Annotated in this window: 13 protein-coding genes; 12 read left to right on the plus strand and 1 reads right to left on the minus strand. The window is 64.1% G+C overall.

Going from position 1 to position 14,808, the window contains the following annotated elements:
• Positions 1–1,329, minus strand: a complete 1,329-nt coding sequence (locus THPRO_RS00995) for a TRZ/ATZ family hydrolase (protein ID WP_038087218.1) — start codon at positions 1,327–1,329, stop codon at positions 1–3.
• 64 nt (positions 1,330–1,393) lie between these two features.
• Here THPRO_RS00995 and mtnA point away from each other — a divergent pair, with 64 nt between their 5' ends.
• The 12 genes from mtnA to pyrF all read left to right on the plus strand — a co-directional run bounded on the left by mtnA (position 1,394) and on the right by pyrF (position 14,786).
• Complete coding sequence (mtnA, locus tag THPRO_RS01000; protein ID WP_038087214.1) at positions 1,394–2,428, plus strand: S-methyl-5-thioribose-1-phosphate isomerase; 1,035 nt, start codon at positions 1,394–1,396, stop codon at positions 2,426–2,428.
• 70 nt (positions 2,429–2,498) lie between these two features.
• Positions 2,499–5,108 carry a DNA gyrase subunit A gene (gene gyrA, locus THPRO_RS01005; protein ID WP_038087211.1) on the plus strand — a complete coding sequence of 870 codons (2,610 nt, stop codon included), beginning with the start codon at positions 2,499–2,501 and terminating at the stop codon, positions 5,106–5,108.
• A gap of 24 nt (positions 5,109–5,132) precedes the next feature.
• Positions 5,133–6,218, plus strand: coding sequence for a 3-phosphoserine/phosphohydroxythreonine transaminase (gene serC / locus THPRO_RS01010; RefSeq protein ID WP_038087606.1), 1,086 nt, complete (start codon positions 5,133–5,135; stop codon positions 6,216–6,218).
• A 71-nt stretch (positions 6,219–6,289) separates the two neighbouring features.
• Positions 6,290–7,378 carry a prephenate dehydratase gene (gene pheA / locus THPRO_RS01015; protein WP_065089081.1) on the plus strand — a complete coding sequence of 363 codons (1,089 nt, stop codon included), beginning with the start codon at positions 6,290–6,292 and terminating at the stop codon, positions 7,376–7,378.
• A 17-nt stretch (positions 7,379–7,395) separates the two neighbouring features.
• A complete protein-coding gene (locus THPRO_RS01020) occupies positions 7,396–8,301 on the plus strand; it encodes a prephenate dehydrogenase (protein WP_052064065.1) in 906 nt (301 codons plus the stop codon).
• Between the two features lie 34 nt (positions 8,302–8,335).
• Positions 8,336–9,670, plus strand: a complete 1,335-nt coding sequence (aroA, locus tag THPRO_RS01025) for a 3-phosphoshikimate 1-carboxyvinyltransferase (protein ID WP_065089082.1) — start codon at positions 8,336–8,338, stop codon at positions 9,668–9,670.
• Positions 9,667–10,344 (plus strand): (d)CMP kinase, encoded by a 678-nt coding sequence (gene cmk / locus THPRO_RS01030; RefSeq protein ID WP_038087206.1) that lies wholly within the window; start codon positions 9,667–9,669, stop codon positions 10,342–10,344. Before aroA ends, cmk begins: the two co-directional genes overlap by 4 nt.
• Before the next feature lie 122 nt (positions 10,345–10,466).
• Complete coding sequence (gene rpsA, locus THPRO_RS01035; RefSeq protein WP_038087201.1) at positions 10,467–12,146, plus strand: 30S ribosomal protein S1; 1,680 nt, start codon at positions 10,467–10,469, stop codon at positions 12,144–12,146.
• Positions 12,147–12,240: 94 nt separating this feature from the next.
• A complete protein-coding gene (locus THPRO_RS01040; protein ID WP_038087198.1) occupies positions 12,241–12,528 on the plus strand; it encodes an integration host factor subunit beta in 288 nt (95 codons plus the stop codon).
• Positions 12,529–12,587: 59 nt separating this feature from the next.
• Complete coding sequence (locus tag THPRO_RS01045; RefSeq protein ID WP_038087194.1) at positions 12,588–12,881, plus strand: LapA family protein; 294 nt, start codon at positions 12,588–12,590, stop codon at positions 12,879–12,881.
• Entirely contained in the window at positions 12,881–14,074 is a 1,194-nt protein-coding gene (gene lapB, locus THPRO_RS01050) for a lipopolysaccharide assembly protein LapB (protein ID WP_052064064.1), read from the plus strand. Before THPRO_RS01045 ends, lapB begins: the two co-directional genes overlap by 1 nt.
• Positions 14,067–14,786 carry an orotidine-5'-phosphate decarboxylase gene (pyrF, locus tag THPRO_RS01055; protein ID WP_065089083.1) on the plus strand — a complete coding sequence of 240 codons (720 nt, stop codon included), beginning with the start codon at positions 14,067–14,069 and terminating at the stop codon, positions 14,784–14,786. Before lapB ends, pyrF begins: the two co-directional genes overlap by 8 nt.
• The last annotated feature ends 22 nt before the right edge of the window (positions 14,787–14,808 follow it).

Raw genomic sequence — 14,808 nt, forward strand, 5'->3', positions numbered from 1 at the left:
TCATGCTCGCTCCGGAGCGGCAATGCGCGCGGCCCAGGCGGCGGCATTGGTCATGATCTCGCGGCCGTCGAGCTGCGTCAGCTCGCCGTCGACGAGTTTGGCCTGGCCCGCAATCCATGCATGGCTGACGGCTTCGCGTCCGGCCGCGTAGACGAGGTGGGAGACGGGATCGTAGACCGGTTGGGTTTCGATGCGTGCGAGGTCCACGGCCACCAAGTCCGCGGCCTTGCCAACCTCGATCGAACCGATTTCCTCGCCGAGGCCCAGCGCGCGCGCGCCGGCCAGCGTGGCCATTCTGAGCGCGGCATGCGCGGGCAGCGCGTCTGCACGGCCGGCCACGCCCTTGGCGAGCAAGGCCGCGGTGCGCATCTCGTCCCACAGATCCAGATCGTTGTTGCTGGCGGCGCCGTCGGTACCCAGCGCCACGTTGATCCCGGCGTCAAGCAGGCGCGCGACAGGGCAAAAGCCGCTGGCGAGCTTGAGATTGGACTGCGGGCAGTGCACGACGCTGGCGCCGCGTGCCGCAAGCAGCGCGATTTCATCGTCCTCTAGCTGGGTCATGTGTACCGCGACCAGATTCGGACCGAGCAGTCCGAGACTGTCCAGGCGGGCAAGGGGACGCATGCCGTGTTTGGCCACGTGCTCGTCGACTTCATGGCGGGTTTCGTGGACATGGATATGCACCGGCCGGTCCAGTTCGTCGGCGAGATTGCGGATTCGAGCAAGCGGCGCATCCGACACGGTGTAGGGCGCGTGCGGCGCGAAGCAGGCGCTGATCAGGCCTTCGCCCTTGTGGGCATCGAATACCTCGTCGATGCCGCGGGCGATGTATTCGTCGGCGTCGCGCGCCCAGGCCGAGGGAAAATCGACCACGATCATGCCGATGCTGGCGCGCATGCCGAGGGTCGCGGCCACGCGGGCGGTGACCTCCGGAAAGAAATACATGTCGTTGAAACAGGTGGTGCCGCCGCGCAGCATTTCGGCGATGGCGAGGCGCGTGCCGTCGCGCACGAATTCCGTCCCCACCCAGCGCGCCTCCGTCGGCCATATGTGGGACTGCAGCCAGGTCATCAGCGGCAGATCGTCGGCGATCCCGCGCATCAGGCTCATCGCCGCGTGCGTGTGCGCATTCACCAGGCCGGGAATGAGCGCGTGCTCCGGTAGCTCGTGATGTTCCGCCGCACGGTATTTCTGGGCCGCTTCCGATGCGGGTAGAATATCCACGATGCGGCGCCCGCGTACGGCTACGGCATGGTGTTCCAGCACCACGGCGTCGGGCTCAACGGGAATCACCCAGCGGGCGCTGATCAACAGGTCGACGGTTTCCATGTCGTCGACAATAACCGCGTCCCGAGACGTGCCGCAAGCATTCCCATGGCAGGAGCCTCAGCCGATGACGATTCGCGACAATGACGGCGTGCGTGCCGTGGTATGGGCCGGTGACCGCCTGCGACTGCTCGATCAGCGCCGGCTGCCGGGTGTCGTTGAATGGATCGAGGCAACCAGCGCGATCGAGGTCGCGGATGCGATCCGCGACATGGTGGTGCGCGGCGCACCGGCGATCGGTATCGCGGCGGCCTACGGCGCGGTGATGGCTGCGCGCGACTGCGGCGACGATCGTCTGTCCTTGCTGGCTGTGTTCGATCAGCTGGTCCGCGCGCGCCCCACTGCGGTTAACCTGCATTGGGCACTTGCGCGGCAGCGGCGCGTCGTCGATGCGGCACCGCAGGATCTGTCCGGCGCGCTGCTGGAGGAGGCCGTCGCCATCCACGACGAGGATATCGCCGCCAACCGGCGCATGGGGGCGCTGGGCGGGGCCCTGATCGAATCGGGCGACGTGCTGACGCATTGCAATACCGGCTCGCTGGCCACGGGCGGCTACGGCACTGCGCTGGGCGTGATCCGCAGCGCCTATGGCGACGGCCGTATCGGACGCGTGTATGCCGACGAGACGCGGCCCTGGCTGCAGGGCGCGCGGTTGACGGCCTGGGAGTTGGTGCAGGACGGTATCCCGGTCAGTCTGCTGTGCGAAGGTGCCGCCGCCGCGCTGCTCGCGCGCGGGGGCATCAGCTGGGTGGTGGTCGGTGCGGACCGTATCGCCGCCAATGGCGATGTCGCCAACAAGATCGGCACCTACGGGCTCGCCGTGCTGGCGCGCCATCATGGCGTCCGTTTCATGGTCGTGGCGCCGACCAGCACCGTCGATATGGAGACGCCGGATGGCGCGTCGATTCCGATCGAGACGCGTCCCGCCCAGGAACTGCTGACGCTGGCGGGGCGGCCGGTGGCGGCCGCCGGCGCCGACGCCTGGAATCCCGTGTTCGACGTGACGCCGGCTGGCCTGATCGACGCGATCGTGACCGAGGCCGGCATCGTCGAGCAGCCGGGCCTGGCCGGCATGCACGAGCTGATGGGGCAGCGCGCCTGAGGCGCGCGCAGTGGCGCGGGCTGTGTGGTATTATCGACCGATTATTTTCATCTTAGGGCTTCCCATCTGAATGGCTGATTTCGCCAAAGAACTGCTCTCGGTCAACCTCGAAGACGAAATGCGCCAGTCCTACCTGGATTACGCCATGAGCGTGATCATCGGGCGGGCGCTTCCCGACGTGCGCGACGGGCTCAAGCCGGTTCATCGCCGTGTATTGTTCGCCATGAGCGAACTGGGCAACGACTGGAACAAGGCTTACAAGAAATCCGCGCGCGTCGTCGGTGACGTCATCGGTAAATACCACCCCCATGGCGACACGGCGGTCTACGATACCATCGTTCGCATGGCGCAGCCCTTCTCGATGCGCTACATGCTGGTCGATGGCCAGGGCAACTTCGGTTCGGTTGACGGCGATGCGCCGGCGGCCATGCGTTACACCGAGGTGCGCATGGCCCGCATCGCGCATGAGTTGCTTGCGGACATCGACAAGGACACGGTCGATTTCATCCCGAACTACGACGGTTCCGAGCGCGAGCCGGCGGTACTGCCGGCCAAGATCCCTAATCTGCTGGTCAACGGTTCGGCCGGCATCGCGGTCGGTATGGCCACCAACATCCCGCCGCACAACCTCGTCGAGGTCATCAACGCCTGCATTGCGCTGATCGACGCGCCCGAAACCGATATCGACGGGTTGATGGCGCATCTGCCCGGCCCGGACTTTCCGACCGCCGCGATCATCAATGGCGCCCTGGGTATCCGTGAGGCCTACAACACTGGGCGCGGGCGCATCTACGTGCGTGCCCGTTCGCATATCGAAACCGACGAGGCCAACGGCCGCGAAAGCATCGTGGTCACGGAGCTGCCCTATCAGGTCAACAAGGCACGGTTGCTGGAGAAGATCGCCGAGCTGGTCAAGGAAAAGAAACTGGAGGGCATCTCCGAGCTGCGCGACGAGTCCGACAAGGACGGCATGCGCATGGTCATCGATCTCAAGCGCGGCGAGATGGCCGAGGTGGTGCTGAACAACCTTTACCAGCACACCCAGATGCAAAGCGTGTTCGGCATCAACATGGTCGCACTGGTCGACGGACAGCCGCGTCTGCTCGATCTCAAGACCATGCTCGAATCGTTCCTGCGCCATCGTCGCGAGGTTGTGACGCGTCGTACCCTGTACGACCTGCGCAAGGCGCGCGATCGCGCCCACGTGCTGGAAGGTCTCGCCGTGGCCCTGGCCAACATCGACGAGGTGATCGCCCTGATCAAGGCCTCCGCCAGTCCTGCCGAGGCCAAGGTTGCCCTGCTTGGCCGGGCATGGGAGCCGGGGGTGGTCACCGAAATGCTGGCGCGCGCCGGTGCCGAGGCATCGCGACCCGAAGGGCTGGATGCATCGCTCGGGCTCCGGTCCGACGGATACCATCTGTCGGAGGCCCAGGCCCAGGCTATCCTCGAGCTGCGCCTGCATCGCCTGACCGGACTGGAGCAGGACAAGATCGTGGCCGAATATCGCGAGCTGCTTGAGCGGATCGAGGATCTGCTCGATATCCTGGCGCGCCCCGGGCGTCTGATGCAAGTGATCCGCGACGAGCTGATCGCCGTGCGCGAGCAGTTCGGCGATGCACGCCGTACCGAAATACTGGACCGGCGCCTGGACCTGTCGCTGGAGGATCTGATCTCCGAGCAGGACGTGGTGGTGACCTTGTCCCATGCCGGCTACGCCAAGGCGCAACCCCTCGACGTTTATCGAGCCCAGCGCCGCGGCGGACGCGGCAAGGCGGCGACGACCATGCGCGAGGAGGATTTCGTCGATACGCTGTTCGTGGCCAACACCCACGACACCATTCTGTGCTTTTCCAGTCACGGACGAGTCTACTGGCTTAAGGTTTATGAGCTGCCGCAGGCCGGGCGTAACGCGCGTGGACGGCCGATCGTCAACCTGTTGCCACTGAGCGAAGGCGAGCGCATCAACGCCGTCCTGCCGGTCAAGGCCTTCGAGGAGGACCGTTACGTCTTCATGGCCACGGCCCAGGGCACGGTCAAAAAGACGCCGCTGGCGGATTTTTCGCGGCCGCGCAGTACCGGCATCATCGCCGTGGATCTGCGCGACGGCGATCGTCTGATCGGTGTCGCGATGACCGATGGGCAGCGCGACGTCATGCTGCTGACCAGCGCCGGCAAGGCGATTCGCTTTGCCGAACAGGATGTGCGCGCCATGGGCCGCACGGCCTGCGGCGTGCGCGGAGTGCGTCTGGCCGAAGATCAGAGCGTCGTGTCGCTGCTCATCCTCGACGACGATGCGCAGGTGCTCATCGCGACCGAGAACGGTTACGGCAAGCGCACCGAGTCCGCGGAATTCCCCCGGCATGGCCGCGGTGGACAGGGCGTCATCGCAATCCAACCCTCGGCTCGCAACGGCGAGGTGATTGGTGCGGTGCAGGTCGTGGACGGCGACGAGGCCATGTTGATCACCGACGGAGGCACCCTCGTGCGCACGCCGGTTGACGACGTGTCCGTGATCGGGCGCAACACGCAGGGCGTCACGTTGATACGGTTGGGCGAAGGCGAGCGACTGGTGCAGATCGAGCGGGTCGAGTCACTCAACGGCGACGACGCCGAGAACGAGGGCGATACCGGCGATGTGGACGACACGGCCGATGGTGCGGATGAAGAGGACGCCGGCTGAGGCGCGACCTGCCGGGGAGGCGTGATGGGACGTGTGTTTAATTTCAGCTCCGGACCGGCCGTGCTGCCGCAGCCGGTGCTCGAAAAGGTGCAGTCCGAACTGCTCGACTGGCAGGGTAGCGGCATGTCCGTGATGGAAATGTCGCATCGCGGTGAGGATTTCACCGCGATCGCCACGCGCGCCGAAGCCGCGCTGAGGCGGCTGCTTGACATACCCGACGACTACCGGGTTCTGTTTCTCCAGGGCGGTGCGACCGCACAGTTTTCCATGGTGCCGATGAATCTGCTGCGCGAAGGCGGCAGCGCCGATTTCATCGATACCGGCATCTGGTCGCGCAAGGCGATGGCCGAGGCGGCGCGCTACGGGCGCGTGCGGCTGGCGGGCGGCGGCGAGCGCAACGGCTATGCCCGCGTACCGACGCCGGATGAGCTGGATTTCGATCCCGCCGCCCTCTATGTCCACTACACGCCCAACGAAACCATCGGTGGTGTCGAGTTCTCCTATGTGCCGGACAGCGGTTCGGTACCGCTGGTCGCGGACATGTCCTCGACCATTCTCTCGCGACCGTTGGATGTGCGCCGCTTCGGCCTGATCTATGCCGGGGCGCAGAAGAATATCGGGCCCGCAGGCCTGACGCTGGTGATCGTGCGCGAGGATCTGTTGGGCGAGCCGGCAACGGCGGCGACGCCGACCGTGTTCGATTATCGCGTGTATGCGGACAACGCTTCCATGTACAACACGCCGCCGACCTTCGCCTGGTATATCGCGGGCGAGGTGTTCGAGTGGATCGAGCGTGAGGGTGGACTCAAGGCCATGGGCGAGCGCAACCACCGCAAGGCGGCCAAGCTCTATGCGCTGCTCGACGCCAGCGATTTCTATCGTTCACCGGTGGCGGTCGACAGCCGCTCCTGGATGAACGCGACCTTTACCCTCGCCGACGAAGCGCTCAGCGCGGCCTTTCTTGAGGGCGCGGAATCCAGCGGCCTCAAGAATCTCAAGGGCCATCGCTCGGTCGGCGGCATGCGGGCAAGCCTGTACAATGCGATGCCCGAAGCCGGTGTCGACGCGTTGGTCGAATACATGCGTGAATTCGAACGCGTGCACGGCTGAAGCCGCGAGCGTACAGGGTTCGCCACGCGTCATACTACAGTAGTCATCCATTCAAGCAGCAGGTCCCAGCCATGTCTGAACAGGAACAGTTGCGGTCGATCCGTGAACGTATCGATGCGATCGATCGGGAGCTGATGCGGCTTATCAGCGAACGTGCCAGCTGCGCCCAGACCGTCGCCCAGGTCAAGCGAGCGGCCGGCTCCGGTGACGACTACTACCGCCCCGAGCGCGAAGCGCAAGTCCTGCGCCAGGTCAAGGAGGCCAATCCAGGGCCGCTGGAAGGTGAAACCCTGGCGCGGCTGTTCCGCGAAATCATGTCCGCCTGCCTGGCCCTGGAGGCGCCGTTGAGGGTGGCCTTCCTGGGGCCCGAGGGCACTTACACCCATGCCGCGGTGCTCAAGCATTTCGGCCAGGACGTGCGACTCGCGCCGATGGCATCGCTGGGCGAGGTGTTCCGCGAGGTGGAGGCGGGCGGATGTTCGTATGGTGTGGTGCCCATCGAGAACTCGACGGAAGGCGTCGTCAATCACACGCTCGACCTGTTCGTGCAATCCCCCTTGTTCGTTTGTGGCGAGGTGCTGTTGCGCATCCACCATCACCTGCTGTCGTCGGGGCCCGATGTGGCGCATGTGCAGCGGGTCTACGCACATCAGCAGGCGCTGGCGCAGTGCCGCCGCTGGCTGGATGCGAACCTGCCCCACGCCGATCGTATCTCCCTCAGCAGCAACGCCGAGGCCGCGCAGCGGGCCTCGCAGGAAACCGGATCGGCGGCAATCGCGGGCGATACGGCCGAGGCGCTCTATGGCCTGCGCGCAGTCAAGCGGAATATCGAGGATCATCCCGACAACACGACGCGATTCCTGGTAATCGGCCGCCAGGCGACGATCCCGCCCAGTGGAGTGGACAAGACCAGCGTGCTGGTGTCCACATCCAATCGCCCCGGCGCGCTGCACCGACTGCTGACGCCGCTGGCGCACAATGGGGTCAGCATGTCGCGCATCGAGTCCCGTCCGTCGCGTTGCGTCAACTGGGAATACGTGTACTTCCTGGATATCGAGGGTCATAGCGAAGACCCCGATGTCAGGCAGGCGCTCGCGGGCCTGCGCCAGGAAGCGCAGCTGTTCCGGATTCTCGGCGCCTATCCGCGCGCAGTGCTCTGAGTCCGTCTGCCGTCCGTATGTCGCAAACGCCTGCGCCAAGTCCCGCTCCCGCGGCGATCAATCGGCTGGCCATCATCGGCGTGGGTCTGATCGGAGGCTCGTTGGCGTTGTCCCTGCGCCAGGCTGGTTATTGCCGCGAAATCGTTGGTGCTGGCCGCGACCGGGCCAGCCTGCAGCAGGCGCAATCCCTGGGCGTGATCGACCGGTTCGAACTCGATATCTGTGCCGCCGTGCACGGCGCGGACATGATCGTGCTGGCCACGCCGGTGGGCGCCATCGAATCAGTCTGCCGGGCACTTCGCGGATGTCTCGCCGAGAGCGCGGTGCTGACCGACGTCGGCAGTGTGAAGGCGTCGGTCGTCGACGCCGTGCGTATCGGGTTGGGACATCTGCCGGCGGGTTTCGTGCCGGCGCATCCGATCGCAGGGCGCGAGCGCTCCGGCGTGGAGGCCGCCACCGCGGACCTGTACGAGGGGCGGCGCGTCATACTCACTCCCTTGCCGGAGAGCGATCCGCAGGCCTGCCAGGCGGTGCGCAGGATGTGGGAGGTCGCGGGCGCGCGTGTCGAGGATATGCCGGTCGATCACCACGACGAGGTGCTGGCCGCCACCAGCCACCTGCCGCACCTATTGGCCTATACGCTGGTTTCGAGCCTGTCGCGGCTGGGCGAGCAGGAAGAGATTTTCCGCTACGCCGCTGGGGGGTTTCGCGATTTCACGCGCATCGCCTCCAGCGACCCCGTGATGTGGCGGGATATCTGCCTGCACAACAAGGAAGCGATTCTGGGCATGTTCAAGCACTTCGCTCGCGATCTGGAGTTGCTGGGCGAGGTCATCGATGCAGGGGATGGCGATCGGCTGCTTTCGATCTTCCAGCGCGCCAAGCAGACGCGCGACCGCTTTTGCGAGCGCCCGGATTCTTAACGAACCTATTCCACGTACGAACCGACGAGTACCCATGCATTCGAGCGAACTGATATTTCATGTCCGCCCCGGCGGCCACATGAGCGGACGAATCCGCGTGCCCGGCGATAAATCGATCTCTCATCGCGCCATCATGCTGGGTGCGCTGGCCGACGGCGTGACCGAAGTGTCCGGCTTCCTCGAGGGTGCCGACTGTTTGGCCACGCTGGCCGCCATGCGGGCGCTCGGGGTCGGGATCGAGACACTGGGGCAGGGGCACGTCCGCGTCCACGGTGTCGGGGTGGACGGACTCAAGCCCGCCGCCGCGGCGCTGGATCTCGGCAATTCCGGCACCTCGATGCGTTTGATGACCGGGCTGCTCGCGGGACAGGCCTTCGCCAGCACCCTGGTCGGCGATGCTTCATTATCGCGTCGCCCGATGCGACGGGTGACCGAGCCGCTTCGGACCATGGGCGCCGAGATCGATACCACGGCAGACGGCACGCCGCCAATGCGCATTCAGGGAGGGGGCGCTCTGTCGGGTATCGATTACGACATGCCGGTGGCGAGCGCGCAGGTGAAATCCGCCCTGCTACTGGCCGGGCTCTATGCATCGGGCGAGACCTGCGTGCGCGAACCGGCGCCGACTCGCGATCACACCGAGCGGATGCTGGCCGGTTTCGGTTACGCGCTATCCCGTACCGGCGACCGTATATGCCTGCGTGGCGGCGGGCGCTTGCGCGGGACGCGCGTGGATGTGCCGGCGGATATCTCGTCAGCCGCGTTTTTCCTGGTGGCCGCGAGTCTGGCGCCGGGCTCCGACCTGACACTGGAGCATGTAGGCGTCAATCCGACGCGGACCGGTGTCATCGACATCCTGCGCCACATGGGAGCCGACATCGAACTGCTGGCTGCGCGCGAAGTGGGGGGGGAGCCGGTGGCGGACCTGCGAGTGCGCCATGCGCCGTTGCGTGGCGTGGCGATTCCGGATGCATTGGTGCCGCTGGCCATCGACGAATTCCCGGCGATATTCGTTGCTGCGGCCTATGCCGAAGGCAGAACGACATTGACGGGCGCCGCCGAACTGCGAGTCAAGGAGAGCGACCGCATCCAGGTGATGGCTGACGGCTTGCAGGCCTGCGGCGTTACCGCGGTGCCCACCGCCGATGGCATCGTGATCGAAGGTGGGGCAGGACGTTTGCGCGGTGGAACGGTCAACAGCCACGGCGATCATCGTATCGCCATGGCCTTTGCGGTAGCCGGCCAATGCGCTCAATCGCCGGTAATCATCCAGGATTGCGCGAATGTGAACACCTCCTTTCCCGGCTTTGTCGAGCTGGCCGCGCAGGCAGGCCTGGATATCGAGGCTGCTGCGGGAGTGGACACGTGAGCGATGCGCCGGTCATCGCCGTCGACGGCCCGAGCGGCTCCGGCAAGGGCACCATCAGCCGCTTGCTGGCGCAGCGACTGGGATGGCATTTGCTCGACAGTGGCGCGCTGTATCGCCTGACGGCGCTGGCCGCGATGCGGCGAGGGTTCGAGTTCGAAGATGCAACCGCGCTCGCGGCGGTTGCCGGAGCGCTCGACGTGCGCTTCGCCGGCGACGGAGAGCGCGCGCGCGTATTGCTGGAGGGCGAGGATGTCGGCCTTGCAATCAGGGCAGAAGACTGCGGCGCCGCTGCCTCGCGGGTGGCGGCGCTTGGCCCCGTGAGGGATGCTCTGCTGCAGCGCCAGCGCGATTTCCGCCGCCGCCCCGGGCTGGTGGCCGATGGGCGTGATATGGGTACGGTGGTGTTCCCCGACGCCGCACTCAAGATATTTCTGACCGCGAGCCAGGAGGAGCGGGCGAGCCGACGCCTCAAGCAGTTGAAGGATCAGGGGGTTAGTGCTAACCTTCCAAGCCTTTTACGCGATCTTGCGGAGCGGGATGCGCGGGATGCGCGTCGTGCGGTGTCGCCATTGCGGCCTGCGGACGATGCCATCGAGATAGATTCGAGCGGGCTGGACATACCGGCCGTTCTGGACAGAATACTGGCACTCGCCCGCGAACGTAATCTGGTTTGATGTAAATTTTTGTTTGGATATTGAAAAGGCGCCAGGGCTAGAGTCCCCGGCATGATGTCAACCGCAACCCGCCGCATGGGCAATCGGGCCCTGCCGCGGTCTATCGTGAGTTCAATCAACCTATGAGCGAAAGTTTTGCGCAGCTGCTAGAAGAGAGCATGGCCTATACGGAGATGAAGCCCGGGGCCATCCTCAACGCCACCATTCTCGAGATCAAGCCCGACGTCGTGGTCGTCAACGCCGGCCTCAAGTCTGAGGGCGTCATCCCCGCCGAGGAGTTCTACAACGATCGCGGCGAAATCGAGGTGGCCGTCGGCGATGTGATCGAGGTTGCCCTCGATGCGGTCGAGGACGGTTTTGGCGAAACGCGGCTGTCGCGTGAAAAGGCGAAGCGGGCCAAGGCCTGGAAGGTGCTCGAAGACGCTTTCGAGAAAGACGAGATTGTCAGCGGCAAGATCAGCGGCAAGGTCAAGGGCGGCTTCACGGTCGACATCAACGACATCCGCGCCTTCCTGCCCGGTTCGCTGGTCGATGTGCGTCCGGTGCGCGACACGGCCTATCTCGAGGGCAAGGACCTCGAATTCAAGGTCATCAAGCTGGACCGTCGCCGCAACAACGTCGTCGTGTCCCGTCGCGCCGTGGTCGAGTCCGAATACAGCGCCGAGCGTGAAGCACTGCTCGAAAGCCTGCATGAAGGTCAGGTGCTCAAGGGCATCGTCAAGAACCTCACCGACTATGGTGCATTCCTCGACCTCGGCGGCATCGACGGCCTGCTGCACATCACCGACATGGCGTGGAAGCGCGTCAAGCATCCCTCGGAAGTGGTCAATATCGGCGACGAGATCGAGGTCAAGGTGCTCAAGTTCGATCGCGAGCGCAATCGCGTTTCGCTCGGTCTCAAGCAGCTGGGCGAGGATCCATGGGTCGATATCGCGCGCCGCTACCCGACGGGCACGCGCCTGTTCGGCAAGGTCACCAACATCACCGATTACGGCTGCTTCGTCGAAATCGAGGATGGTGTCGAAGGTCTGGTGCACGTATCCGAGATCGATTGGACCAACAAGAACGTCAATCCGGCCAAGGCCGTGACCATCGGCGAAGAGACCGAGGTCATGATCCTCGACATCGACGAGGAACGCCGCCGCATTTCGCTGGGCATGAAGCAGTGCATTCCCAATCCTTGGGAAGAGTTCGCGCAGAATTTCAACAAGGGCGACCGCGTTACCGGCGTGATCAAGTCGATTACCGATTTCGGCATCTTCGTCGGTCTGGACGGCGGCATCGACGGCCTGGTGCATCTTTCCGACATCTCCTGGCATGTGCCGGGCGAAGAGGCTGTGCGCAACTACAAGAAGGGTGACGAGATCGACACTGTGGTCCTGGCCGTCGATCCCGAGCGCGAGCGCATTTCCCTGGGCATCAAGCAGATCGAGAAGGATCCGTTCTCGAATTTCGTCGCCGAACACCCCAAGGGCACGATGCTCAAGGGCACGGTGGTCGAGGTCGATGCCAAGGCGGCGACCATCGATCTGGGCGACGAGATCATCGGTACGCTGCGTGCGTCGGAACTTTCGCGTGATCGCGTGGAGGATGCGCGTACCGTACTGAAAGTGGGCGACGAGGTCGAAGCCAAGTTCATGGGCGTGGATCGCAAGAACCGTACGGTCACCCTGTCGATCAAGGCCAAGGAGTTTGCCGAGGAAGCCGAGGTGCTGCAGGATTACAGCAGCAGCGGCAGTGGTGCGACGACTTCGCTGGGCGAGTTGCTTAAGGAAAAAATGGACGCCAACAACCGGTCCTGATCTTTAGCGGCATGTCAGTCCGTGATGGGCGGTATCTTGGCGATACCGCCCATTTTCTGTCTGGCTCGGAACGGGAAGCATAACGGGTTGCTTCATGACAAAATCAGAACTCATCGAGGCCCTGGCCAAGAAACACGACCACCTGCATTACCGTGACGTCGAGCTTTCGGTCAAGGGTTTGCTGGAACAAATGAGCACGGCCCTCGCTTCCGGCGAGAGAATCGAGATACGAGGTTTCGGCAGCTTTTCGTTGCATTACCGGCCGCCTCGTATCGGACGAAACCCCAAGACCGGCGATACGGTGCCCCTGCCGGGCAAGCATGTCCCGCATTTCAAGCCTGGCAAGGAACTGCGCGAGCGGGTGAACAGCAGCATCGGCTGACCCGTTGTCGCCCGGATGGGCGAGAGCGAACGCTCTGAATCGACAGAGGTACGATCCGTATGCGCAAGCTGTTTTCAATCGTTCTGATACTGCTCATGATGCTGTTGGCGGTGGCGTTCACATCGCTCAATCTCGGCGCCATGGCGATCAATCTTTACTTCATCCACGTCGATCTGCCGATCGCCGTCGCGATTTTTCTGTTTCTGCTGTTGGGCGCCATACTCGGCGTGATGGCCAGCAGTGGTCTCTGGTTGCGTCAAGCGCGTACGAACCGAAAATTGCGCCGTCGCCTCGAGAACTGTGACAAGGAGTTGGCGAGTCTGCGCAACCTGCCGGTCAAGGACCCCTCTTGATGCTCGACTTGTTGTGGCTGCTTCTTCCCATAGCAGCCGCGACCGGGTGGTGGTCCGGACGGCGCAGTTTGCGGGCGTCCGGCAAGGACCGCCCGTGTCCTTCTTTACCCGGCGAATACGTCAAGGGACTCAACTACCTGCTCAACGAACAGCCCGACAAGGCACTTGAGCTGTTCGTGCGTGTCGTCGAAGTTGATTCGGAGACGGTCGAGACCTATTTGTTGCTGGGTAGCCTGTTTCGTCGCCGGGGAGAGGTCGAACGGGCGATCAGGATTCATCAGAACCTCATCGCGCGCCCTCACCTCGAGGGGCAGCACCGGGCTACCGCGCTGCTCGAACTGGGCAAGGATTACATGCGGGCGGGGCTGCTTGACCGCGCCGAGGGACTTTACAAGGAATTGCTGAGCACGCGCTATCTCAAGGGCGAGGCTTGCTTTGAGCTGCAGAAGATCTATGAGCAGGAAAAGGACTGGCTCGAGGCAATTCGTTCGGCCGAAGCCTATCAGTCTTCATCCGGGGATTCGCAGCAGAGCGTGATCGCGCATTACTGGTGCGAAGCGTCCGAGCAGCAGCGCCAGGCGGGTCGGTCGCGGTTGGCTATCGATTATGCCAAGCGTGCGCTGGTGCGCGACCCAGGCTGTGTGCGGGCGAGTATTTTGCTGGGCGATATCGCGCTTGCGGCGCGCGACAGCGCGCAAGCCGTCAAATATTATGCCCGCGTCGCCGAACAAGACCCCGATTTTCTCCCCGTGGTATTGCCGAAATTGCGCGCGGCTTACGCTGGACTGGGCGATCAAAGCGGCCTGTCGAGGCTGCTGTCTCGCTTTCGGGGGCGCAAGCACGACAGCGAAACCATCCTGCAGATGATCCGTGATCTGCTCGATCATGGCGATGAGCCGGCCGCACGCAAGGCATTGATCGAGGAAATCGGCAAGCAGGTGGCGCCAGTGCGGTTGCTCCGGGAGTATGTGGCTCTTGAACAGACTCGTTTCGAAGGCGATCCGGCCGAAACCCTGCGCCTGATCGAGCGGGTTTTGGGCGAACATCTGCAGCAGTGGTTTGCCTACCGTTGTAACCATTGCGGTTTTCGCGCCAAGAATCTCTTTTGGCAATGTCCGGGCTGCCATCGTTGGGGCACGATTCGCCCCTATGATTCGCCGGACGACAATCTTTCAGGAGGTAGGCATGGATAGCCAGCGTACGATCGACGGCGCTCGGGTGATCGTGGCCCTGGACTTTCCGGATGCGGGCGGCGCGCTCGCGCTCGCCGCACAACTTGACCCGCAATTGTGCCGTCTGAAGGTCGGTTTCGAGCTTTTCGTGGCGGCGGGCCCGGCCTTGGTCGAAGCCCTGATGGCGCGCGGTTTTGATGTATTTCTGGATCTCAAGTTTCATGACATTCCCAACACCGTTGCGTCCGCCTGTCGGGCGGCGGCCAATCTCGGCGTCTGGATGCTGAACGTGCATGCAAGTGGCGGGAGCGCAATGATGCAGGCTGCACGCGAATCGATCGCGACCTGCCCGAGGCCGCCGCTGCTGATTGCAGTCACGGTGTTGACGTCCATGGACAGCGGCGATCTCAGGCGGATTGGCGTCGAGCGTTCCGCAGGCGAACAGGTGCTCGAGCTAGCACGCCTCACCCAGGACTGCGGACTCGACGGCATCGTGTGTTCGGCTCAGGAAGCCCGCCTGTTGCGCGAAGCGATTGGCGCTGAATTTCTGTTGGTCACGCCGGGCATCCGCCCACACGATAGCGAAGGCGACGATCAGAAGCGTGTGCTGTCTCCCGTCGAAGCGCTGCGCGCAGGATCGGACTATCTGGTCGTGGGGCGCCCCATCACGCGCGCGCAGGACCCGCTCGGTCGCCTGCATGCGATATCGGAATCCTTGAGGGCCGCGGAATAATCGCTTTCCAGCGTGCGCGATG

Origin of the sequence: Acidihalobacter prosperus, from assembly GCF_000754095.2 — a bacterium.
GTDB lineage: Bacteria > Pseudomonadota > Gammaproteobacteria > DSM-5130 > Acidihalobacteraceae > Acidihalobacter > Acidihalobacter prosperus.

Bases quoted from the DNA above. Each gene is read 5' to 3' on its own strand.
- THPRO_RS00995 (WP_038087218.1), bottom strand. From the start codon at position 1,329: ATGGAAACCGTCGACCTGTTGATCAGCGCCCGCTGGGTGATTCCCGTT.
- mtnA (WP_038087214.1), top strand. From the start codon at position 1,394: ATGACGATTCGCGACAATGACGGCGTGCGTGCCGTGGTATGGGCCGGT.
- gyrA (WP_038087211.1), top strand. From the start codon at position 2,499: ATGGCTGATTTCGCCAAAGAACTGCTCTCGGTCAACCTCGAAGACGAA.
- serC (WP_038087606.1), top strand. From the start codon at position 5,133: ATGGGACGTGTGTTTAATTTCAGCTCCGGACCGGCCGTGCTGCCGCAG.
- pheA (WP_065089081.1), top strand. From the start codon at position 6,290: ATGTCTGAACAGGAACAGTTGCGGTCGATCCGTGAACGTATCGATGCG.
- THPRO_RS01020 (WP_052064065.1), top strand. From the start codon at position 7,396: ATGTCGCAAACGCCTGCGCCAAGTCCCGCTCCCGCGGCGATCAATCGG.
- aroA (WP_065089082.1), top strand. From the start codon at position 8,336: ATGCATTCGAGCGAACTGATATTTCATGTCCGCCCCGGCGGCCACATG.
- rpsA (WP_038087201.1), top strand. From the start codon at position 10,467: ATGAGCGAAAGTTTTGCGCAGCTGCTAGAAGAGAGCATGGCCTATACG.
- THPRO_RS01040 (WP_038087198.1), top strand. From the start codon at position 12,241: ATGACAAAATCAGAACTCATCGAGGCCCTGGCCAAGAAACACGACCAC.
- THPRO_RS01045 (WP_038087194.1), top strand. From the start codon at position 12,588: ATGCGCAAGCTGTTTTCAATCGTTCTGATACTGCTCATGATGCTGTTG.
- lapB (WP_052064064.1), top strand. From the start codon at position 12,881: ATGCTCGACTTGTTGTGGCTGCTTCTTCCCATAGCAGCCGCGACCGGG.
- pyrF (WP_065089083.1), top strand. From the start codon at position 14,067: ATGGATAGCCAGCGTACGATCGACGGCGCTCGGGTGATCGTGGCCCTG.